Annotated in this window: 15 protein-coding genes, 3 tRNA genes and 2 pseudogenes; 9 read left to right on the top strand and 11 right to left on the bottom strand. The window is 72.4% G+C overall.

Annotated features, from left to right (window positions below):
- Nucleotides 1-147 precede the first annotated feature (147 nt).
- The 4 genes from ACZ53N_RS04955 to ACZ53N_RS04940 all read right to left on the bottom strand — a co-directional run bounded on the left by ACZ53N_RS04955 (nt 148) and on the right by ACZ53N_RS04940 (nt 1721).
- Complete coding sequence (locus tag ACZ53N_RS04955) at nt 148-1086, bottom strand: amidohydrolase family protein (protein ID WP_469139570.1); 939 nt, start codon at nt 1084-1086, stop codon at nt 148-150.
- 78 nt (nt 1087-1164) lie between these two features.
- A tRNA-Met gene (locus ACZ53N_RS04950) sits at nt 1165-1238 on the bottom strand.
- Between the two features lie 47 nt (nt 1239-1285).
- Nucleotides 1286-1358 (bottom strand) — tRNA-Arg (locus ACZ53N_RS04945).
- A 273-nt stretch (nt 1359-1631) separates the two neighbouring features.
- Nucleotides 1632-1721 (bottom strand) — tRNA-Ser (locus tag ACZ53N_RS04940).
- Between the two features lie 309 nt (nt 1722-2030).
- Between ACZ53N_RS04940 and ACZ53N_RS04935 the strand changes: the two genes are divergently transcribed.
- From ACZ53N_RS04935 to ACZ53N_RS04925, 3 genes are all read left to right on the top strand, one after another.
- On the top strand, nt 2031-2474 hold the full coding sequence (locus ACZ53N_RS04935) for an SSI family serine proteinase inhibitor (RefSeq protein WP_469139569.1): 444 nt from the start codon (nt 2031-2033) through the stop codon (nt 2472-2474).
- A 191-nt stretch (nt 2475-2665) separates the two neighbouring features.
- Nucleotides 2666-7339 (top strand): PAS domain-containing protein, encoded by a 4674-nt coding sequence (locus ACZ53N_RS04930; RefSeq protein WP_469139568.1) that lies wholly within the window; start codon nt 2666-2668, stop codon nt 7337-7339.
- Nucleotides 7340-7623: 284 nt separating this feature from the next.
- Nucleotides 7624-9129 (top strand): GMC family oxidoreductase, encoded by a 1506-nt coding sequence (locus ACZ53N_RS04925; RefSeq protein WP_469139567.1) that lies wholly within the window; start codon nt 7624-7626, stop codon nt 9127-9129.
- A 211-nt stretch (nt 9130-9340) separates the two neighbouring features.
- On the opposite strand, the gene ACZ53N_RS04920 is transcribed toward ACZ53N_RS04925, so the two are convergent.
- From ACZ53N_RS04920 to ACZ53N_RS04895, 6 genes and pseudogenes are all read right to left on the bottom strand, one after another.
- Nucleotides 9341-10996 carry a long-chain fatty acid--CoA ligase gene (locus ACZ53N_RS04920; RefSeq protein ID WP_469139566.1) on the bottom strand — a complete coding sequence of 552 codons (1656 nt, stop codon included), beginning with the start codon at nt 10994-10996 and terminating at the stop codon, nt 9341-9343.
- 203 nt (nt 10997-11199) lie between these two features.
- Nucleotides 11200-11730: a SigE family RNA polymerase sigma factor gene (locus ACZ53N_RS04915; RefSeq protein ID WP_362215532.1), complete on the bottom strand. Its 531-nt coding sequence runs from the start codon at nt 11728-11730 to the stop codon at nt 11200-11202.
- Nucleotides 11731-11883: 153 nt separating this feature from the next.
- Complete coding sequence (locus tag ACZ53N_RS04910; RefSeq protein WP_469139565.1) at nt 11884-12723, bottom strand: DUF1906 domain-containing protein; 840 nt, start codon at nt 12721-12723, stop codon at nt 11884-11886.
- A 141-nt stretch (nt 12724-12864) separates the two neighbouring features.
- The gene (locus ACZ53N_RS04905) at nt 12865-14031 is read right to left on the bottom strand and encodes a lipid-transfer protein (RefSeq protein WP_469139564.1); all 1167 of its coding nucleotides are present in this window, start codon (nt 14029-14031) and stop codon (nt 12865-12867) included.
- Between the two features lie 560 nt (nt 14032-14591).
- Nucleotides 14592-15503, bottom strand: a pseudogene (locus ACZ53N_RS04900) (bifunctional MaoC family dehydratase N-terminal/OB-fold nucleic acid binding domain-containing protein); the annotation flags it as partial.
- 322 nt (nt 15504-15825) lie between these two features.
- Complete coding sequence (locus ACZ53N_RS04895) at nt 15826-16131, bottom strand: hypothetical protein (RefSeq protein ID WP_469139563.1); 306 nt, start codon at nt 16129-16131, stop codon at nt 15826-15828.
- 676 nt (nt 16132-16807) lie between these two features.
- Between ACZ53N_RS04895 and ACZ53N_RS04890 the strand changes: the two genes are divergently transcribed.
- The 5 genes from ACZ53N_RS04890 (at nt 16808) to ACZ53N_RS04870 (ending at nt 20061) form a co-directional block, all read left to right on the top strand.
- The gene (locus tag ACZ53N_RS04890; protein ID WP_469139562.1) at nt 16808-17473 is read left to right on the top strand and encodes a GGDEF domain-containing protein; all 666 of its coding nucleotides are present in this window, start codon (nt 16808-16810) and stop codon (nt 17471-17473) included.
- A 161-nt stretch (nt 17474-17634) separates the two neighbouring features.
- The gene (locus ACZ53N_RS04885) at nt 17635-18069 is read left to right on the top strand and encodes a VOC family protein (protein ID WP_469139561.1); all 435 of its coding nucleotides are present in this window, start codon (nt 17635-17637) and stop codon (nt 18067-18069) included.
- A 219-nt stretch (nt 18070-18288) separates the two neighbouring features.
- A complete protein-coding gene (locus tag ACZ53N_RS04880) occupies nt 18289-18468 on the top strand; it encodes a hypothetical protein (protein WP_469139560.1) in 180 nt (59 codons plus the stop codon).
- A gap of 68 nt (nt 18469-18536) precedes the next feature.
- Nucleotides 18537-18761: a hypothetical protein gene (locus ACZ53N_RS04875; RefSeq protein WP_469139559.1), complete on the top strand. Its 225-nt coding sequence runs from the start codon at nt 18537-18539 to the stop codon at nt 18759-18761.
- 187 nt (nt 18762-18948) lie between these two features.
- Nucleotides 18949-20061, top strand: coding sequence for a S1 family peptidase (locus ACZ53N_RS04870; RefSeq protein ID WP_469139558.1), 1113 nt, complete (start codon nt 18949-18951; stop codon nt 20059-20061).
- 85 nt (nt 20062-20146) lie between these two features.
- Here the strand turns inward: ACZ53N_RS04870 and ACZ53N_RS04865 are convergent, their stop codons facing one another.
- Nucleotides 20147-20437, bottom strand: coding sequence for a hypothetical protein (locus tag ACZ53N_RS04865; RefSeq protein WP_469139557.1), 291 nt, complete (start codon nt 20435-20437; stop codon nt 20147-20149).
- A gap of 391 nt (nt 20438-20828) precedes the next feature.
- Between ACZ53N_RS04865 and ACZ53N_RS04860 the strand changes: the two are divergent.
- Nucleotides 20829-21929 (top strand): annotated as a pseudogene (locus tag ACZ53N_RS04860) (S1 family peptidase).
- Nucleotides 21930-22264: the final 335 nt, after the last annotated feature.

Below are 22264 nucleotides of genomic sequence, written 5' to 3'. Positions count from 1 at the left end.
TCTGTTCTGTTTTTCCCCCTCTGTGGTTCTGTCCGTCCTGCTCTCCCTCCTCCCCTCTGCGGGCGGCTGCTCCCTCCCCCCCCCCCCCCCCCCCCCCCCCCTCCCCCCCTCCCCCCCCACCGCCGCGCAGCGGTGGTGCACCCCCAGCTAGGGGCCATCCGCCCGCCGCGGGCGTCCCGCCAACCCGAAGAGCCGCGCAGCGTTGTCGTGGCACACGCCCCGCAGCCAGTCGTCGTCCTGGCCCAGGCCGGTCAGGACATCGAGCGCGTGCGCGTAGCCGTAAGGGATGTTGGGGAAATCGCTGCCGAAGAGGATGCGGTCGCCCAACGCCCCCAGCCGGAGGCGTTCCGCGGGCGGGAAGGGCGCGGTGCTCTCGGAGAAGTCCGTGAACGCCATCGTGGTGTCGAGGTGGACGCCCTCGTACCGCTCGGCCAGGTCCAGGAAGTCCGCGTACTCCGGCATCCCCATGTGCGCGATCACCAGCCGCAGCCGCGGGTGCCGGGCCAGCAGCCGCGCCACCGGCTCCGGCCCGGTGTACGGGCCGGGCACCGGGCCCGAGCCGCAGTGCGTGACCACGGGCGTCCCGGCGTCGGCGATCCGCCCCCAGACGTCGTCCAGCAGCGGGTCGCCCGGGTCGTAGGCACCCACTTGCACATGCGACTTGAAGATCCGCGCGCCCGCGTCCAGCGCCTCGGCCGTATAGCGGTCGGCACCGGGCTCGGGGAAGAACGTCGCGGTGTGCAGACAGTCGGGGACGCGGGCCGCGAAGTCCGCCGCCCAGCCGTTGAGCCAGGCCGCCATGCCCGGCTTGTGCGGGTAGATCATCGAGGTGAAGGCCCGTACGCCGAAGCCGCGCAGCACCGCGAGCCGTTCGCTCTCCGCGTGCCGGTAGGCGATGGGCCAGGGGCGGTCGACGAGCGGGCCGACGGCGTCGAAGTAGGCCCATACCTTCGCGAGCACCCGCTCGGGCATGAAGTGCGTGTGGACGTCGATCAGACCCGGCAGCCCCAGCTCCCGCCAGAAGCGGGCCACCTTCTCGTCACCGACCGGGCCCTCGCGCGCGGTATCCGCCACGTCATCCGCCACGTCCACTCCGGCTGCCCCCGTCCGTCCCCGGAAATGCCACAGGTCCGACACCCTGAGGTGCCGGACCTGTGATCAAAGTAGCGGGGACAGGATTTGAACCTGCGACCTCTGGGTTATGAGCCCAGCGAGCTACCGAGCTGCTCCACCCCGCGACGGTCGAAAGACCGGATCCAACAAGTGGGTACCGGTCCCTCGGCTGTGCGCTCGGCAGGATTCGAACCTGCAACCTCTTGATCCGTAGTCAAGTGCTCTATCCGTTAAGCTACGAGCGCTCGGCTTCCCGGCGGTTTTTCTTGCCGGTCGGCGTTGCGTGGACAACATTACATGAACTGTGCCGGGACGTGAAATCCATTCCCTTCACCCCACCTGACCTGCACAAACGCCCTCACGAGCCTTCTCGAAGGCACCCTCCTGGGCGACCGGCGGGAGGCAGGGACGGGGAGGATCTCCCCCGGCCGTCCGCACGCACATACGCAGCCGTCCGCGCGCACATACGCAAGAGCCCCGGCCGTCTCTTTCGAGATGACCGGGGCCCTTGAAGCAAGCGGAGGCTCCGGGATTTGAACCCGGGATGGGGGGTTACCCCAAACCGCATTAGCAGTGCGGCGCCATAGACCAGACTAGGCGAAGCCTCCAGCACACCCCGCGCATGCGTGAGGTGGTGCGTGCCGATGATGACACAGCCCAGCGGCTCGCCACCAATCGTGGTCTACGGTACCGGGCTTCCCGACTCCTGGGCAAAGCAATTCCCCCTGGCAATTTCCCTCGCCCTCTCTCCCCGGCCCTCCACGGCTCTCCCCCGCCCTTCCCCCTCTCCCCTCTCCCTCCCCCCGTCACTTGGTGCTCTTTCGTGCGCAACGCCCGGCCCTCCGGCGCGTTAGTCAGGTGAAGGGCCCGGCGAACCACGCCGCGGCCCCAGCCGTCCGTACTTCTGGAGTACCGCGATGCCGCTCCGCCGTCTCACCCTCGCCGCCGTCGCCGCGCTGGCCCCGGCCCTCTTCGCCGCCCCCGCCGTGGCCGCCCCCATGCCGCTGCCCCTTCCGTACGAGCACGGCGACCACCTCACCGTCACGGTGACCGACAGCGGCTCCCTCGACGGCACGTACGACCTGTACTGCCACCCCGCCGGCGGCACGCACCCGCGCGCGAAGAAGGCGTGCGACCAGCTCGACGAGCAGACGCGATGGGGCAAGGAAACCTTCGCGCCCGTACCCGCCGACGCGATGTGCCCGATGATCTACGGGGGCGATCAGAAGGCGCGGGTGACCGGCACCTGGGCAGGGCGCCCGGTAAATGCCGAATTCAACCGGACGAACGGGTGCGAAATCGCCCGGTGGAACAAGTTCTCCGAGCTGCTCGGCGACCCTCACAGCACCCCCAAGGGCTGACACGGGGGGCATGTCGGGCCTGCGCCGAGACGCCCCGGAGGTGCCCGGCGACGCATCCCACCGCACCCGCCATCCGCCGTCGCGCCCGCCTCCGCAGCCCGTAGACTCCCCTCAGTGACACGCCAGCGGGCAGCGCCGAGCCGCCCGGAGCGGGTCGGCAAGGTGCGGTAACCCAGGGAGGAAGCGTCGTCGTGAGCAGCAGGCCATCCCGAGGCGCTGCTCGCCTCGCAGCCATACTCGACGCCCTGCCCGACGCCCTGTTGCTCGTCAATTGCAACGGCACGGTCGTCAACGCCAACCACATCGCGCTCGAGACCTTCGAGGTGCCCGGCACCGGGCTCGTCGGGCGCGGACTGCTCTCCCTGCTGCCCGAATTCGACTCCCGGCGCATCCCCGGCTCGATGCGGCTGCCGGACACCGCCGACGCGCGCACCAAGCCGACCCGGATGGTCGCGCACCGCACGGACGGCACGGAGTTCCCCGTCGAGGTCACCAGCGCCAACCTCGAGGACGGCCGCACCCCGTACGCGGACCACGCCAGTTATACGGGCGACGAGCTGCTGATGATCGTCGTGCGGGACCTGACCGGCACGGTGGACACCGAGGCCGAACTGGCCCGGCAGCAGCGCCAGACCGAGATGATCCTGCGCGCGGCCGCCGAGGGCGTCGTCGGCGTCGACATCGCCGGCAAGGTCGTCCTCGTCAACCCCTCCGCCGCGCAGATCCTCGGTTACCGCGCCAGCGACCTCGGCGGCCGGGAGCTGCACCCCCTGATCCAGCACTCCCGCGCGGACGGCTCCCCCTTCCCGTACGAGGAGTCGCCGATCTCCGACACGCTGCGCTCCGGGCGCAAGCACCGGGTGCGCGGGCAGGTGCTGTGGGCCAAGGACGGCCGCTCGGTGCCCGTCGACCTCACCACGGCGCCCGTGCGGGACGGCGAGCAGCTCGTCGGCGCGGTGATGACGTTCACCGACCGCCGCGCCTACGACGCCCTCGCCGCCCGGCACGCGCAGCTCCTGGCGATGCTGGGCGACTCGCTGCGCGGCCCGCTGGAGCGGCTGAGCGGTGAGCTGGGCGCGCTGGCCGCCGACCCCGCCGGACAGCTGTGGCCCGAGGCCAACCAGATCCTGCACCATCTGTCCGCCGGATACGCGCGGATGGCGACGCTTGTCGACAATGTCCTGGATTACCAGGAGTTGGACGCGGGCGAGAGCAAGCTCGTCCGGGAGAAGGTCGCGCTCGACACGGTCGTGGCGGCGGGCGTCGAGGGCGCGATCGAGCTGATCGGGCCCGGGCGCGCGCAGTTCGCGGTGCACGCGCCGCCGATCGAGGCGGAGGTCGACGCGGAGCGGTTCGCGCAGGCGCTCGCGCACCTGATCGCGGACGTGGCGGGCGTCGACGCGACGGGCGGCACGACCGGTACCGCCGGCGACTCCACGATCGTGGTGGCGGCGGCGCAGCGCGGCGAGGTCGTCCGGGTCGAGGTCCGAGGGCCGTTCCCCGGCGGCGACCCGGTCCACACCCCCCTGGTCGAGGGCATCGTGCGCCGCCACGGCGGCGTGCTGCAGACGCATGAGGTGCCGGGCGCGGCGGGCGGTCACGCGTACGTCCTGGAGGTGCCGGTCTCCGCGGAGGGCGGCCCGGTGCCCGAGCCCACGGAGCGGTCGACGGCCGGGGACACACAGAACGCGACAACGGTCATGCCGCTGCCCGCGCAGCGCGCGCGGGGCACGGCCGAGGCGCCCGCCGAGGAGTCGGCTCCCGACCGGCCTTCCGGGCGGCGGGCGCGCCGGGATGCGGCCGCACCCGCGACGGACGGCAGGGGGCAGTCGCGGACCGACGCGTTCCTGGCCCCCGCCGAGAAGCCCGCCGAGCCGGCGGAGCCGCAGGGCGGCGCCGAGCCGCCGCAGCCCACCGGGCGGCGGCGGGCGCGGCGCAGCTCCGAGGAGGAGCAGCCGCCCGTGGCGGCGGACGCCGAGGCGCAGGGCGCCGTGCGGGCCAACCGGCACGGGCGCGGCGGCGGTTCGGAAACGGCGGACCAGGGCACCGACGGTGCCGGGCTGGTGCCCCCGCAGGCGACGGCGCCGACCGGGCGCCGGGCCCGGCGGGAGCCCGCGGGGCCCGAGGGCCCCCGGCCGGCGTTCGCGCTGCCGCCCGCCGAGGCCGACCGGACGCCCGAGTCCGAGCCCCCGGGCGAGTCCGGAGCGGCCGGTGCCCCCACGGGCCGCCGGGCCCGCCGCGCCCTCGCGGAGGCTCCGAACCGCCCGATCCCCGGCCAGACGAGCGCCGAACCGGACGCCCCGCGCGCCGCGTTCGCCCTCCCCCCGGCCGACGCCGACCGCAAGCCCGTTCCCGGGCAGGAAGCCCACGCCGACGCGCGTCGGCGGATCGGCAACGGGCCGGACTCTCACGCCGAGCCGCATGCGGGCCCCGGCGGCTCTCCCCGAGCCGACGCGGCGCCCGGCACCGGGCCGCGCCCGGGCGGTCCGGCACCTCACACCGCTCCGGACGGTTCCCAGCGCCCGAACACCACGGCCGGTGCCGCCCCTTCTCCGGGCGGCCCGTTCGCCATGGGCGGGGCGCCCGGTCAGGCCGACCCGGCGGACACCGGCGAAAGCGCGGCGCTCCGCCCCGGCCAGGGGAGCCCGGCTCCGGTCGGCCCCGTGCCGTTCGGCCTCGCGGGCATCGCGGGCGTCGCCCCGGCACGCCCGCCCGGGACGGCCCGGGGCGTGGCGGGCGCACCGGGTGACTCCAGGCCTCCGCGACGCCCCGGCACCACGGCCCCCGGCGGCCCGCCCGCCACGGGTGCGGCCGGCCTCGCGGCGCATCCGCACGGGGCGGCAGCTGACGCGTCCGAGGCGGGCACGCCTGCCCGGCCCCCCGTCGGCCCGACCGCCCCGCAGGGGACCGCGGGCCCCGGCGGGCCCGTCCCCTTCGGCCTCGGCGGCATCGCCCCGACGCACACCCCCGGACCGACACCGGGCGCGCGCCCGCAGGGTGCTACACCTGACGCGCCGGGGGCGGGCACGCCCTCCCGGCCCACAGCCGGCCCGAATGCCCCACAGGGCGCCGCGGGCCCCGACGGCCCTGTCCCCTTCGGTGTCGCGGGTGTCCCCTCGACGCGCACGCCCGGAACAACGCCGGGCGCGCCGACGCCTCCGCAGCGTCCCGGTACCGCGGCGGCGCCCACCGGTCCCGCACCGTTCGCCCTTCCGGGCGCGAACACCGCGCACCCGCAGGCGGCGACGCCTGACGCGGCCGGGACGGGCACGCCCTCCCAGCCCCGCACCGGCCCGACCACCCCGCAGGGTGGCGCGCGCCCCGACGGGCCCGCACCGTTCGCCTTCGCGGGCGCCAACCCCGCGCATCCGCAGGGGGCGACGCCCGACGCGACTGCCCCGCAAGGCGCTGCCCGCACCGAGGCCGCCGACGCGGCCGCTTCTCCCGCGCGGCCCGGCGCGAACGCCACCGGCCCGGCCCCGGCCGGGCCCCCGCCCTTCGCCCGCCCGGGCACTGCCGCACCCGCCCCCGCACCGACCGGCCCCGCCCCGTACGGCCCGGCCACCCCGCCGGACGCGCCGACGTCCGCGCCCGGCACGGACGGAACGGCGGCAGCCGCCGGCCCCCCGCCGTTCGCCCTTCCGGGCGCGGAGGTGCCGGGCGCGCCCGCACCCGGCCCGGACACCACGACAGCCGAGCCGCAGGCCGTCGCCGACGCCACGCCGCCCACCGGCCGCCGACGCGCGCGGCGCGCGCTCGCCGAGGAGCCGGGGGCGGCCCAGCAGGCGCAGCAAGCACAAGGAGCCGACGCCTCGCGGGGGTTCAGCGTGCGGACGCTGGGGCAGGGCGTGCCGTTCGGCGGGACGCCCGCCGCGGGGACGCCCGTCGGAGGGTCCGGGCGGCGGCGCAAGCTCGGGAATCCGGCCGAGGGCGAGCGGGAGCCCGCGCAGGCCGACGCGCAGAGCGCTCCGGCGCCCGCCGCGCGGCCTCGGCTGCGTGATGCCTCCGAAGGCCGCGCCTTCGCCATAGGAGCACCGGACGAGGGCGCCGCCGAGGGGCCCGAGCCGCTCGACGGGCCCAACGGCGCCGTGGAGGTCACCGAGGCCGCCCCGGCCGGACGGCCGCCGATGGACGACGAGTTGCCGCCGGAGCCGTTGGACAACCCGCGGCGCCTCCTGGTGTGGCCGGCGCCCGACGACTCGACGCAGGCGGCGCTGACCGAGCGCGGCTACCGCCCGGTGATCGTGCACTCGCGCGAGGAGGTGGACGCGCAGATCGCGGCGTACCCGGCCGCGCTGTTCGTCGACCCGCTGACCGGGCCGATCACCCGTACCGCGCTGCAGTCGCTGCGCGAGGCCGCCGTGGCGGCCGAGGTGCCGGTGCTGGTGACGGCGGGGCTCGGGCAGGCCACGGCGGAGGCGGCGTACGGGGCCGACCCGGCCGTCCTGCTGAAGGCGCTGACCCCGCGTGACAGCGAGATGCACCCGCCGCGCGTGCTGCTGATCGAGGAGCACGAGCCGATCGCCGACGCCCTGACGGCGACGCTGGAGCGGCGCGGCATGCAGGTGGCACGAGCGGCGACGGACGCGGACGCGGTGGCGCTCGCGGCGCAGACGCACCCGAATCTGGTGGTCATGGACCTGATGCAGGTGCGGCGGCGCCGCGCGGGCATCGTCGACTGGCTGCGCGGCAACGGCCTGCTGAACCGCACGCCGCTCGTCGTCTACACCTCCGCCGACACCGACCCGGCCCAACTGTCGAGGCTGGCCTCGGGCGAGACGGTCCTCTTCCTCGCGGAGCGGTCGACGAGCACGGAGGTACAGGGGCGCATCGTGGATCTGCTGGCGAAGATAGGGACCAACTGACGTACGGCCCCGGCCCGCGTGCCGGGGCCGGACGCACGACAGCGCCCGCCTTCCCCGTATCGATCGCGCCAACGAACCGTGCCCGACAGCATGCCGCTCCGGGCCCGTAAGTCTTACCCTTTCGCAGGTCAGAGGCCATTTACTGGCATCCGTCCAGGCCCTGCACAAGTCATCTGCCGGCCCACTGACCGATGCGATGACAGATTCCCGAATCAGCCGTTCTCCGTAGCGTCGAATCTCGCCAGGCCGACCCCGATCGGCGAGGACGACGGAGGAGAGACGTCATGAGTGACCGCACCTACGACACGATCATCGTCGGCGGCGGTTCCGCCGGAGCCGTGCTCGCCACTCGTCTCTCCGAGGACCCCTCCCGGGTGGTGCTGCTCCTGGAGGCCGGTCCCGTGTACGGGCCGCACGCCTACCCCGAGGCCGTCGCCTCCAGCGATGTGTTCGGCGCTGCCACCGGTCACGACTGGGGCTACCGCTCCGAGCCCGGCTTCATCGGCCATTCCATCGACGCCTCCCGGGGCAAGGTGCTGGGCGGCAGCTCCGCGACGGGCGGCGCGGTCGCCGTCCGCGCGCTGCCCTCGGACTTCGCCCGCTGGTCCGCGGGCGGGCTCAAGGGCTGGTCGTACGAGGACGTGCTGCCCGCCTTCATCGCCCTGGAGTCCACGGACGGCGGCGACGAAGCGCTCCACGGCCGCACGGGCCCGCTGCCGGTCGAGCAGTTCGGTCTCGCCGACGTCAGCCCCATGCAGCGCGCCTTCGTGGAGGCGGCCCGGTCGGTGGGCATCCGGGCCTGCCACGACTTCAACGGCGCGGACCCCGAGGGCGTCGGCCCGTATCCGATGAACGTGCGCGACGGTGTGCGCGTCAACACCGGCATGGCCTATCTGACACCGGCCGTCCGTTCCCGGGGCAATCTGATCGTCCGAGGTGAGTCCCTCGTGGACCGGGTCCTCTTCCGGGGCTCCCGCGCGAGTGGCGTCGTCCTGGCCGACGGCACGGAGCTGCGCGCCGCGGAGGTGATCCTCTCGGCGGGTACGTACGGCAGCGCCGCGATCCTGCTGCGTTCGGGGATCGGCCCGGCGGACGATCTGGCCGCGCTCGGCATTCCGCTCGTCGCCGATCTGCCGGTGGGGCGGCGGCTGCAGGACCACCCCTTCTCGGGCAACGCCTATGCCGCCGACCCGGAGAGGTTCGGTGCGAGCATCCCCGTGATCGGCGCGAAGGTGTGGACCGCGAGCTCCGAGGCGGGCGACGGGGAGCTGGATCTGCACATCACCGCGACGCACCTGTACGACCACGACCAGAGCCCGACCGGCATCGGCTTCGTCCTCGCCGTGGCGCTCGTACGGCCCGGCTCCCGGGGGACGTTGACGATCGACAGCCGCGACCCCGAGGCGGCGCCGCGCATCGACCTCAACTTCCTCGCCGAGCCCGCCGACCGGCGGCGGCTGCTGGAGGGGGTGCGGCTCGCCCGCCGGATCGGTGCGGCGGAGCCGCTCGCCGGGCTGATCACCGAGGAGATCAGCCCGGGTGCGGGCGCGCGGGGTGACGGGGAGATCGAGCGGTCGGTCATCGCGACCCTCGACACGTACCACCACCCCACCTCGACCGCCCCGATGGGCGCCGACGACGACCCGACCGCCGTCACCGACCGGCTCGGCGCGGTGCGCGAGGTCGAGGGGCTGCGGGTCGTGGACGCGTCGATCTTCCCGGACGTACCCTCGGCCGCCACCAACCTCACGGTGATCGCCGCGGCGGAGCACATCGCCCGCCAGATCTGACCCTCACTCCACAGACCCCGCGCCCGGCCGACCCCCGCGGCAGGCGGCGCGGCGAACGGCAGGGGCCCTGGGCACATCGGTAACCCAGGGCCCCTGCCCACACCATCAAGCCCGCTGGGGGCACCTCCCAGCGGTAGCTGGGGGAGATTGAGGACGCGCCCGCAGGGCGCTCGCCGCCGCAGGCGGCACCGGCGGCCCGCAGCCGAAAGTCCTAGCCGAGGACGGTTACGTCCAACTCGCCGTCGGCGTACCGCTTGCGCAGCACCTTCTTGTCGAACTTGCCCACCGACGTCTTCGGCACCGAGGGGATCAGCACCCACCGCTCCGGGAGCTGCCACCGGGCGACCCGCTCGCCGAGGAAGGTCCGCAGCGAGGCGTACTCGACGGCCGAGCCGTCCTTCAACACCACGGCGGCCAGGGGGCGTTCGCCCCACTTCTCGTCCGGGACGGCCACGACGGCGGCCTCGGCGACCTCCGGGTGGGCCATCAGATGGTTCTCCAATTCGACCGAGGAGATCCATTCGCCGCCCGACTTGATGACGTCCTTCGCCCGGTCGGTGAGGGTCAGGAAGCCGTCGGGGGTCATCGTGCCGACGTCACCCGTGCGCAGCCAGCCGTCGGGGCTGAACTTGTCCTGGGGGCGGAACGGTTCGTCCGCCGCGCCGCCGTAGTAGGAGCCCGCGATCCAGGGCCCGCGGACCTCCAGCTCACCGGCCGATGTGCCGTCCCAGGGCAGGAACTCGCCGCCGGGACCGGCCAGCCGGAACTCCACCGAGGCGGGCAGCCGGCCCTGGGTGACGCGGTACGGCCACGCCTCGTCCTCGCTCAGACCGGCCGGCGGGCGGGCGACGGAGCCCAGCGGTGAGGTCTCGGTCATGCCCCAGGCCTGGATGAGCCGCATCCCGTGCCGCTCCTCGAACGCCTTCATCAGGGAGGGCGGGCAGGCGGAACCGCCGCTGATCACGGTGTGCAGGGAGGAGACGTCCTGATGGTTGGTGTCGAGTTCGGCGAGCAGCCCCTGCCAGATGGTGGGGACGCCGGCGGTGACCGTGGGGCGCTCGGACTGGATCATCGCGGCGAGCGGCGCGGGCTGCAGGAAGCGGTCGGGCATCAGCAGCGAGGTGCCCGCCATGAACGCGGCGTACGGCAGGCCCCACGCGTTGACGTGGAACATCGGCACGACCGGCAGACAGATCTCGGCCGGAGTCAGCCCGAACGACGCGGCGGCGTTGACCTCCATGGCGTGCAGGTAGATCGACCGGTGGCTGTAGAGGACGCCCTTGGGCTCGCCCGTCGTCCCGGAGGTGTAGCAGAGGGCGGCGGCCTGCCGCTCGTCCAGCTCCGGCCAGTCGTAGCCCTCGGTGGGGCGGCCCGCGATCAGCTCGTCGTAGTCGTGCACGCGGGGGCGGCAGCCCTCCAGCGCGGACCGGTCGCCCGGGCCCGAGACGACGACGTGCTCGACGGAGTCGAGGTGCGGCAGCAGGGGGGCGAGCAGCGGCAGCAGCGTGCCGTTGACGATCACGACCCGGTCGGCGGCGTGCCGCACGATCCAGACCAGCTGCTCGGGAGGCAGCCGCAGGTTCAGGGTGTGCAGGATCGCGCCCATGGCGGGGATCGCGAGATACGCCTCGAGGTGATCGCTGTTGTTCCACATGAGGGTCGCGACCCGCTCGTCGGCCGTCACCCCCAGCTCGTCGCGGAGGGCGTGGGCGAGCTGCGAGGACCGATCGCCGACCTCCCGGAAGGTACGGCGGTGCGGCTCGCCGTCCCCGGTCCAGGTCGTGACCTTCGCGTCCCCGTGCACGAGCGCACCGTGGACGAGAATGCGGGTCACTGTCAGCGGTACGTCCTGCATCGTGCTCAGCACCGAGGGGCCTCCCAGATCTGCGCGCCGCGTTGCGCGAGGTAGTTCCCTGCGATTCTGCTTACGTTCCCCTCGGTAAGTCACTACCCTGCGGAGGGCTGGTTTCAGCGCTCGCCCGGCTCCGGGTCCGGGGCGGCCGTGAACCACCGCAGCGAGCGCCCTGCGGGCGCGTCCTCAATCGCCGGACGGGCTGGTTTCAGACAGGCCTACGCCGCCCGCGACAGCTCCGGGTCCTCCCGCAGCTTGCCGAGCGCCCGCGACACCGCGCTCTTGACCGTGCCGACGGAGACGCCGAGCAGCTCGGCGGTCTGCACCTCGGTGAGGTCCTCGTAATACCTGAGGACGACCATGGCCCGCTGCCGCTCCGGCAGCCGGCGCACCGCGCGCCACATGGCGTCGCGCAGCACCTGCTGCTCGGCGGGGTCGGCCTGGGGGGCCGCCTCGCGCTCGGGAAGCTCCTCGCAGGGGTACTCGTCGACCCGGCGTTTGCGCCACTGCGAGGTGCGGGTGTTGACCAGCGCCCGGCGTACGTAGCCGTCGAGCGCCCGGTGGTCCTCGATGCGTTCCCAGGCCAGATACGTCTTGGTCAGGGCCGTCTGCAGCAGATCCTCGGCGTCGCACGGGTTCGAGGTGAGCGCGCGGGCGGTGCGCTGGAGGACCGGTCCACGCGCCCGTACGTACGACGAGAACGACGGGTACACGGCGGTGGATGCGCTGGTGCACACGGACGTGTTCATGTCTTCAACGCTAGGAGTGCGCCCGTCCGCGCGGATCGGCCGCAGGTGCCGAAGAACGGTCAGCCTCAGGTCGTAGTGGTGGGGCTGTCCCCACCTCCTGGAGGGGGATGGCGGTCAGGGTCGGTATTGGGGTCCGCTACGGAGCGGGTGACCTCATCTGATGACGGCGACGGGTGCGTCGATCTGGTTCCGGTCGATGGTCAGCGTGCGGCCGCCGTACGTCTCGGTGACGTTGCCCGCGTACTGGTGGATACGCCGGTGCGGGGTCCAGGCACTGGATCCCAGGTTCGGTTCCCCGGCGGTCGAGGGGGAGACGCGCCAGCGGGCGAACCACATCACCTCCGGCAGGGAGCTGCGCCCGTCCCGCCGGGCGTTGTCCATGTGCCGTACGCCCGCGTTGGCGCTGCTGTAGAAGCCGGGGATGTAGCCCAGGTGGTCGACCGCGCGGCTCCAGCCGCGGATGAAGGAGAGGGTGACCCGGGCGCAGTCGGCGTCGCGGTAGTTGTAGGCCTCCATGTCGAGATAGAGGGGGCTGTGGCGGCCGATGCCGTAGGCGGAGGCACGGCGCACGGCGTCCTCGCCCTCCTCGATGCCCTGGTCCCAGGGCTCGTCGTCGCTGATCGCGTAGCCACGCTTGTGGACGGCGGAGGCGCACGGGGACTGGGAGCCGACGTAGACGGGCAGGACCCGCCAGCCCAGGTCCTTGGCGCCGGTCAGCCACCTCCGGCTGAGATAGCGCTGGTTCGGGCAGGCGCGGGCGCGGCCCCCGAAGTAGACGCCCACCGCCGCGTAGGGGGAGCTCTGCCAGGCGCTGAGGGTGTTCAGTGACGGGGCCTGGCAGGTGTCGATGCCCTTGCCACGGAAGATCACCGCCCCCTCGTTCCGGGGGTCGCCGCGATCGCCCGCCGACGCCGGCCCGGCCCCGCCGACCACCTGGGCCGCTGCCGCCGTCAGGGCGACGAGATATCCGATGATCTTTCTTCGTCGGTCCATAACCGCGAGTGAAGGTGCCCGGCTCCGGCCGCCCGTGCCGACACGCCCTCCGTTCATCCGTCTGCGCGGAGAATCAGCCCGGACGTAGGGACGCCCGTACCCGCCGTGACGAGCGCGTGCCGCGCGTTGTCCCTCTGCGCGTCATCCGTCTGCCCGGAGCACCAACCCCGACGTGGGAACCCCCGTGCCCGCTGTGACGAGCACGTGCCGCGCCCCCACGACCTGGTTGACCGCGGTGCCGCGCACCTGCCGCACGGCCTCGGCCACACCGTTCATGCCGTGCAGATACGCCTCGCCGAGCTGTCCGCCGTGGGTGTTGAGCGGCAGCGCACCGGACGCCACGAAGTCGGCGCCCCCGCCGGGCGGGCAGAACCCGAATTCCTCCAGCTGTGTCAGCACGAAGGGGGTGAAGTGGTCGTAGACGATGCCCACGTCGATGTCGCCCGGGGTCAGCCCGCTCGTGCGCCACAGCTGCCGGGCCACCACTCCCATCTCGGGCAACCCGGTCAGGTCGTCGCGGTAGAAGCTCGTCATCTGCTCCTGCGCCCGGCCGGCGCCCTGCGCCGCGGCGGCGATCACGGCGGGCGGGTGCCGCAGGGTCCGGGCCCGCTCGACGGAGGTGACGACGAGCGCCTGCCCGCCGTCGGTCTCCTGGCAGCAGTCCAGCAGGCGCAGGGGTTCGGCGATCCAGCGGGACGCGGCGTGGTCGGCGAGCGTGATCGGCCGGCCGTGGAAGTGCGCGGCCGGGTTGGTGGCCGCGTGCCGGCGGGCGGTGACGGCGACGTGCCCGAACACCTCGGGCTCCAGGCCGTACGTGTGCAGATAACGGCGGGCCGCCATGGCCACCCAGGACGCGGGCGTGAGCAGCCCGAACGGCAGCGCCCAGCCGAGCGCCACCCCCTCGGCGGACGGCTCGCGCCGCTGGACGCCGGAGCCGAAGCGACGACCGGAACGCTCGTTGAACGCGCGGTAGCAGACGACGACCTCCGCGAGCCCGCTCGCGACGGCCAGCGCGGCCTGCTGCACGGTGGCGCAGGCGGCACCGCCGCCGTAGTGCACACGGGAGAAGAAGGACAGCTCGCCGATGCCGGTCGCCTGGGCGACGGTGATCTCGGGGCTGGTGTCCATGGTGAAGGTGACCATGCCGTCGACGTCGGCGGCCGTGAGCCCGGCGTCGGCGAGCGCGGCCCGCACGGCCTCGGCGGCGAGGGCCAGCTCGCTGCGCCCGGAGTCCTTGGAGAACTCCGTCGCACCGATCCCGACGACGGCAGCCCTGCCGCCGAGGGTGTCGGCTTGCCGGGCGCTCACGCGGTGGCCTCGGGCTCGGGCTTCGGCTCCGGGAGTACGACGGTGACCGTCCCCGTCACATGGCGGCCGAGGCGGTTGGCCCCGACGACCGCGACCTCGGCAGTCCGCCCCCGTACGGAGGTGACCGAACCGGTCAGGGTCAGCTCGTCACCGGGGTGGTTGGGCGCCCCCAGCCGGATGGCGACCTTACGGAGGACGGCCCCGGGGCCGAGGTGATCGGTGATGTAGCGGCCGACGAGGCCGTTGGTGGTGAGGATGTTCATGAAGATGTCCGGGGAACCGGCGGCCCGCGCGGCTTCGGGGTCGTGGTGGACGTCCTTGTAGTCCCGGGAGGCGATGGCACCCGCGATGATCAGGGTGCGGGTTATGGGGATGGTGAGCGGGGGGAGTTCGGCGCGGGCGCCGAAGGTTTCCGTTCGGGGATCGGATTTCGTGGTGCCTTCCGCCCCGGCGCGTGCGTTTGCCGCCTCCGCGGGGCGTTCCCCGCCACCGCGGGAGCCTCTGTCTGTGCGGGCGGTCCCCTCCGCGAGAGCCACCGCATCGCCGCCCGCGAGGACCTCCGCCCGGAAGACGGGCAGTTCCTGGTCCGGGGCCACCCGTAGGAATTCCAGCGTGACCGGCATCCCCACCCGTACCGCATCGGCCGCGACTCCGACGATGCTGCTGATCATCCGTACCCCCTCGGCGAGTTCGACCAACGCCACCGCGTACGGCGGGTCGAAGGCGGGGAAGGGCGGGTGATGCATGACCACGTACGAGTAGACCGTCCCGGCGCCGGACGCCTCGACCGCCGTCCACTCCGGCGAGCCGCAGCCACCGCACCCCGGCAGCCACGGGAAGCGCGGCGTCCCGCACGCGTCGCAGCGCTGGAAGAGCAGCCGGTGGGCGGCGACGCCCTCCCAGAACCCGGCGTTGTCCCGGTTGATCACGGGCCGGGGCCGCTCGGGCCGTTCCTTGGCGGCCACGGCCTTACGGGGGGCGTACTTGAGGATGCGGAAGCGGTGCGTACCGGCGGCCCCGCCATCGGCCCGGATCTTCATGCGCGTGGTGACGAAGTGCCCGGCCCCGAGCCGGGTCGTCTTGCGGGGCGAGACCGACTCGATGACGGAATCGAAGGTGATCGCCTGGCCGGGCCGCAGCGCCCGTACGTACTCCTGCTCGCAGTCGGTGGCGACCACGGCGGTGTATCCCGCGTCGTCGAGCAGCGCGAACAGCTCGTCGACGGCGGGTGAGCGGCGCTGGGGGCCATCGATGCCGCCCATGGTCCAGGCCTGGAGCATGGTGGCGGGGGCGGTGGGGTCCTTGCCGGTGTAGGCGGGGTCGGTGTCGCCGAGGGCCTCGCACCAGTGCCGGATCATCGAGGTGTTGACGGGCTCCCTGCCCTCCCCACGGACGGCGGCGGGACGGCCTTCGAAGGCACGCAGCCGCGGGTACAGGTCGCTCACGGGGCTCCCTTCAGTCGCGTCCGTCACCCAACTGACTGTCCGTCAGATATGGGTAGGCGTCAAGGGGTTGCCCCGACGACGGCGGGCGGGCTTGATTCGGCTGAGCTCAGCCACATCAAGCCCGTCCGGCGATTGAGGACACCGCCGCGCAGCGGAGGTGCACACGCCCCGACCGGCTGATTTCGGCTGAGCTCAGCCGAAACACCGCCGCGCAGCGGAGGTGCACCCCACCACAAACAGAAGCGCAGCGGCACTACGTGCCGCCGCGCTTCCGGACCCTTCCACTCTCTCCCCATTGAGCGGCGCCGCCCCGGGGTCACCCCTGCCCCCGGCAGCGCCTTGGGTTCAGTCAGTCAGCGAAGACCACCTCGATGTTCTGCTGACGGACGTCGGTGGGGCCGGAGCTGATCACGCTGGCCGTGTTGTTCTGGTTCGAGGCTCCGGTGCCCGTGGCCTGCTGCTGGCCGGTGGTGGAGTTTCCCTCGTTGTCATCACCGACACCACTGCCCACGATCGAGGCGGCTGCGGCATTGGAGCCCCGGTTCGCCACCTGGTTGCCGTCGTCGGCCTGGGCGACACCGGAGAACAGCACGGCGGCCATCGGCAGGGCTGCTACAGCGGCGGCGACGCGGGCGGCGGTACGGGCACTTGCCATATCAATTTCCTCCAGAACGGAACTACTGCTTACTGCCGGGCAGTTGGCCGACCGCCCGGCGATGGTTCGACGTCGCGTTCCAAGAGTTGCCCACCGAATCCCCACCGAACCACCCGTCTTTCACCATTCCCTCGCAAGCATGAGCACTCAGGAATAAACCCCGACCACTCCCTCAAGCCCCCGCCCGAGCCCCTCACCTTGCCCACGGGGCCCGTACACCCCCGGCAGGGACCCGCCACTGAAACGTTTCGGCATGATTTTGGCCAATCTCGGACATGCCCGCGGGCGCTCCCCGCGCAGGTCGAACGATGGGGTGGTCCACGCCGACCGGTCCTGAGGGCTGCGGCCCCGCGCAGCCCTCAGCACCCCGCCGCGGCCCGCCGGGAGATCCGCGCCGCCGCCCCCGCTCCCTCACTACGGAAACGGGGGACGTCCAGCATGGGCGGCCCGCCGACCGGACCGCATACCGGCGACCGCCGACCGGACCGCCGATCGGACCGCCGATCGGGCCGCCCGCCGCCGGGATCAGCACGCCGACTCGCACTTCGGACAAGCGCCCGACACACGCACCACGCACTCCAGCGACGGTCGAGACACGCTCGACCGCCGTTCGGCCCGCATCGCCCAGACTCCATGCCGTCGGCGCCGCCGTCGGCCGCCTCCAGGAAGGTGTCAGATGAACCTCATACTCCAGGCCTTACCGATCGCCGCGCCGTCCATAGGCTGGGCCGTCCACGCCTGCTTCCTGGTCCGCCGGCTGCGCTCGGCCCGCCGGGACCCGCTGACCGGCCTGATGTGCCGCGAGGAGTTCACCACCCGTTCCCAACGTGCCATCCGGCACCCGCAGGCGGCGGTGCTGCTCCTCGACCTCAACGGCTTCAAGCAGATCAACGACACCCACGGGCACGCCGTCGGCGACCAGGTTCTCGCGGCGGTCGCGAAGCGGCTGAGCGCGTGGTGCCAGGCGCGCGGCGGTTTCGCGGCCCGCCTCGGCGGCGACGAGTTCACCGCCATGGTCCACCTCGCTCCGGACGCCGACGTCGACGCGGAGATGACGTACAGCCTCTCCGCCGCGCTGTCCGCCCCGCTCGACACCGGCGGCGTCACGCTCTCGCCCCGGGCGTCGATCGGCGTGTGCCGCACGGCCGACCGGCCCGACGCCGGGCTCTCCGACCTGCTGCGCGGCGCGGACGAGGCGATGTACACCGCGAAGCGTCTCGGCCTGCACTGGCAGCCAGCCGGCCCGGCCGACGTCTACGCCACGACGAACGGCCGCCGCGCCGGTCGTCCCGGCACGCACCTCACCCTGCTGGCCCCGACGCCCCGGAGGACCGCTTCATGAGGCCCCCTCCATGACGAACGCCTCGTGGCGGCCGGCCGCCGAAGGTTTCGACCGACGGAGATTCCGTACGGCGGGCCGCCCTGGCGGCAGGTTGGCCTTGCGCAACTACCCGGCCAGGAAACTGTGGCGACAACGAAAGGCCCCGCCTCTATGGTGGGCCGATGGCGTCGATCAGGCAGGTCCAAATTACCTTCGACTGCGCGAACCCTGAGCGCGTCGCTCGTTTCTGGTGCGAGGTGTTGGGGTACGTCGTACCGCCGCCCCCGGAGGGCTTCGCCAGTTGGGACGACTTCAACCAGGCACTGCCGCCCGAGCAGCAGGGTTCAGCGTTCGCCTGCATCGACCCCTCGGGTGCGGGCCCGCGCCTGTATTTCCAGCGCGTTCCCGAGGGGAAGGTCGTCAAGAACCGGGTGCATCTCGACGTACGGGTCGGCACCGGGCTCGTGGGTGAGGAGCGCCTGGCCACGCTTGAGGCCGAACGCGAACGACTGGTCGCGCTCGGCGCGGTATGCGTGGAAGTCCTGCGTGCCGATGGCGAGAACGAATCGTGCATTGTGATGCAGGACATCGAGGGCAACGAGTTCTGCCTCGACTGAGCGGACGCGAAGGGGCACCTTGGCGAACCGCCGTCGGACGGGATCGGTGCGCCCGACGAGGGCCGATCCGTCCTGCGGTCCTGTCGGCCGACCCCGAACCTCTTCGGGATCTCTGTCACCTGTATGGCCCACCAGTTCGGGCGGCCCCGCCACACGGTCCAGACGCTGAGGGCACCCCGGTGCGTCACGCCGGGGCCTCCGTCAAGGAAGGAAGGCGTCATGCGCCGCCTCAGCGCCACTCTGCTGGGGGCCGCCGTGCTCGTCGGCATCCTCGCCGTTCCCGCCCACGCCGACCATGCCGGCACAGCACCCACCGCAACCGCAGTTGCTCCCAGCGGCCCTCCACTCCCGATCCCGATTCCCGAGATCCAACTGCCCGAGATCCCGACACCCAACTGACCGAGGCGCGGTCTAGTGATGGCGCTCGGCCAAGAGGCCCAGGAGGCCCGTACGACGGGGTCGCCTCGGTGGGCAGCGAACGTCTGCCGGTGCTGGCGGGCGAGGCCGATGGGCAGTTCGCCGAGGGCAGCGACAGCACGGTGGGCGGTATGGGTGGCGGCGTCGAGTTCGCCGAGGGCCAGTCGTGCCTCGACTGCGCCGAGGAGCCCATGGGCGATCAAGTGAGGCAAAGGAGCGCACACGTGCGGCGGGGGCTGCTGGGGGCCGGACGGCGGCGCGCCGGTATTTGGTAGCACGAACTAGCGTATCCAGCACGGCTGTTGTCGGCTCAGTCGCTTTTACGGGTGGTTTGGGCGATCAGGTAAGTGCCGTCTACACATGGGGATTTCACCGTTGTGACGATTGAGGTCCCACCCGCGCCGCATGGCGCGGACTCGCTCCTTCCGGACCCGTGGTTCCGGCATTCACACGGGAGATGCCTTGCAACCATCCGCTCCATTCCGCCGCGTCGCCACTCTGGCGGCCACCGCACTCGCCGTGGTGACCGCCGTCGCCCTCACTCCGCACAGCACCGACGCCTCGGCCGCCCAGCCCGCCAAGGGCATGACGCCGGTTGCCGCCAGGCAGCTCGCCAAGTCCCTCACCCCGCAACTGCAGGGGGAGCAGGCCGGCTCGTACTACGACCGCGCGGCGAAGAAGCTCGTCGTCAACGTCACCACACCGGAAGCCGCCGCGAAGGTCCGCAAGGCGGGGGCCGCGCCGAGGAAGGTCCGCTACGCGGACAAGACACTGGCCGCCACCGTGGCGACCCTCAACGCCGGCAAGCCGATCCCCGGGACCGCGTGGGTGCAGGACATCAGAGCCAACAAGGTGGTGGTCACCGCCGACCGCACGGTGACGGGCAAGAAGCAGGACCAGCTCAACACGATGCTCAAGCCGCTGGGGGACAAGGTCCGGCTGGAGCGAACCGACTCCGAGCTCAAAATGTTCATCGCGGGCGGTGAAAGGATGGTCGGTTACAACACCAACGCGTACTGCACGCTCGGCTTCAACGTCAAACGGTCCGGCAAGCCCGACGCCTTCCTCACGGCGGGGCACTGCGGCGACGCAGACCAGGTCTGGCGCACGCCCGGCAACGCTCGAAGCGAGGGCAAGGAGATCGGGATCGTCCCCGCCGGAGGGGTGAGCTTCCCCGGCAACGACTACGCCATCGCCGAGTACGGCATCAATGACGTCCCCCCTCCGCACCCGAGCGAGGTGAACCTCTACGACGGCGACACGCAGCCCATCACCGCGGCCCGTGACGCCGCCCTCGGGGATGACGTCACGAGCAGCGGCGCCACGACCGGCCGCCACGACGGCAAGGTCACCGGCCTCAACGCAACCTTGACCGTCGAGGGGGGCCAGGTCACCGGGCTGATCCAGACCGACCTCTGCTCCGAGGCCGGCGACAGCGGGGGCCCCCTCTTCTACGGCACCGACGCGCTCGGGCTTCTCTCGGGCGGCACCGGCGACTGCAAGGGCGGCCCCGCTACCACTTACTTCCAGCCGGTAGTCGAGGCCCTGACGGCGTTCGGCGCGACCGTCGGATGACCTGATTCCCGTCGACGGAAACGCAACACAGCACCCCCGGGCGGCTGCCCGGGGGTGCTGGTCCGCGTGGGGACGGCGGTAGCGCCTACGACTTGGCCACCTTGCAGGCCGTGTCCGCAGGGCCTCCGGCGACCTGGGAGACATTGGCCAGCAACGTCTTGCACAGAACGGGGCTCACCACGGGGATGCCGAGGCTGCCGACACCGCAGGCGGCGTTGCCGTCGGTGGTGCTGCGCGAGTTGGGCGTCTGGGCCAGGTGGTTCGCGCAACCGGCACCGTCGGCCTGCGCGGCGGGGGCGGCCATGACGGCCCCGCCCAGGGCGAGCGCCGAGGCGCCGATGACGCCGGCGATTCGGGAGGTGAGGGTTCGGTTCATGATGTTTCCTCGCATGTGTTGGGGGGTGGGGGGCTGGGGAAACGAATCAGCTGAGAGACCGGAGCGTCGGTTTCCAGTCACTCATTCTTGTAACCACACAATGTGAAGGTCGGTTACGCGGCGGCGGGGGTGAGACCCCAGCGCCTCGCGCACTTACCCGGCGCTCACTGCGCACAGCGCGCCCCAAAGGACGGCCGCTATCGCACGAACTAGCCTTGCCGGAACGGCAGTTGTTGGTTCTGTCGCTTTTCCGGGTGGTTTACATAAGCCGGGCACTAGCGGTCACACACGGACCATTCACCCGTTGTGAGGATAGAGACCGCTTCCGCGCCCCATGACGCGGAATCTCGCCTTCCGGACTCGTGGTTCCGGCACTCACTCGGGAGATTCCTTGCAACCTTCCGCACCTCTCCGCCGCGCCGCCACTCTGGCAGCCACCGCACTCGCCGTGGTGACCGCCGTTTCCCTCACTCCGCTCAGCGCAGATGCCTCGGCCGGCCAGCCCGCCAAGGTCATGAGCCCGGCTGCCGCCGGGCAGCTCGCGAAGTCGCTCGCCCCGCAGCTGAAGGGGGCGGCAGCCGGTTCGTACTACGACCGCGCGACGAAGAAGCTCGTCGTCAACGTCACCACTTCGGAGGCCGCAGGGAAGGTCCGCAAGGCGGGGGCGGAGCCGAGGAAGGTCCGGTTCGACGATTCCACGCTGGCCGCCACCATGACGACCCTCAACGCCAGTGAGCCGATCCCCGGCACCGCGTGGGTGCCGGACCCGAGAATCAACAAGGTCCTCGTCACCGCCGACCCCACGGTGACGGAAGCGAAGCTGGCCCAGCTCAACACGGTGCTCAAGCCGCTGGGCGACACGGTCCAGCTGGAGCGGTCCGACTCCGAGCTGAAGCTGTACCTCTCGGGCGGCGACGCGCTCTACGGCTCCGGCCAGTCCAGCATCCGGGCGCGCTGCTCGCTCGGCTTCAACGTCAAGCGGTCCGGCAAGCCCGACGCCTTCCTCACGGCCGGGCACTGCGGCAACCCGATCAAGTCCTGGGCCACCAGCGACGGCGGCCCGGAGATCGCACTCGTGCCCGACGGGGGTTCGAGCTTCCCCGGCAACGATTACGCCATCGCGGAGTACAACGCCTCCGCCCCCGCGCACCCGAGCAACGTGAACCTCTACGACGGCACCTTCCAGGCCATCACCAGCGCGCGCGACGCGGTTCTCAACGAGTCCGTCCAGCGCAGCGGGACCACCACGCAGCTGCACGGTGGCACGGTCACGGGTCTCAACGCGACCGTGAACTACAAGGAGGGCTAGGTCACCGGCCTGATCAAGACCAACGTCTGCGCCGAGCCCGGCGACAGCGGCGGCTCCCTCTTCTCCGGCACCGCAGCGATCGGCCTCACCTCGGGCGGCAACGGCGACTGCACGAGTGGTGGGACAACGTACTTCCAGCCGGTGGTCGAGGCGCTGAACGCCTTCGGCGCGACCGTCGGGTAAGAGGCACCTCTGCCAGACGGCGGCCCCCGGTGACAGGTTGTGCCCGGGGGCCGCCTTGCGGCCTGCGGCGGCGAGCGCCCTGCGGGCGCGTCCTCAAACGCCGGACGGGCTGATACCGGCTGAGCTCAGGGAGGCGTCCGGGTTCACCGCCAAATGCGTATTCGCGGCGATCGGTGACGTGTGGAACGCCATGTTCAGCCCATCCGGCGACTCCTCCAGTGCCTCGATCCCGTTCTTGACCGGCCTCGGGGACCACCGGTACAGCCATTAACGCTAAGCACTTGATCTTTTGCCTCTAGCACAGATGATCAGTCCGGTATGCGGGTTCGATCGAA

Source organism: Streptomyces sp. NPDC033229, assembly GCF_055576875.1.
The sequence above is the reverse complement of the archived record's forward strand: the minus strand, read 5'-3'. Positions and strand labels throughout refer to the sequence as shown.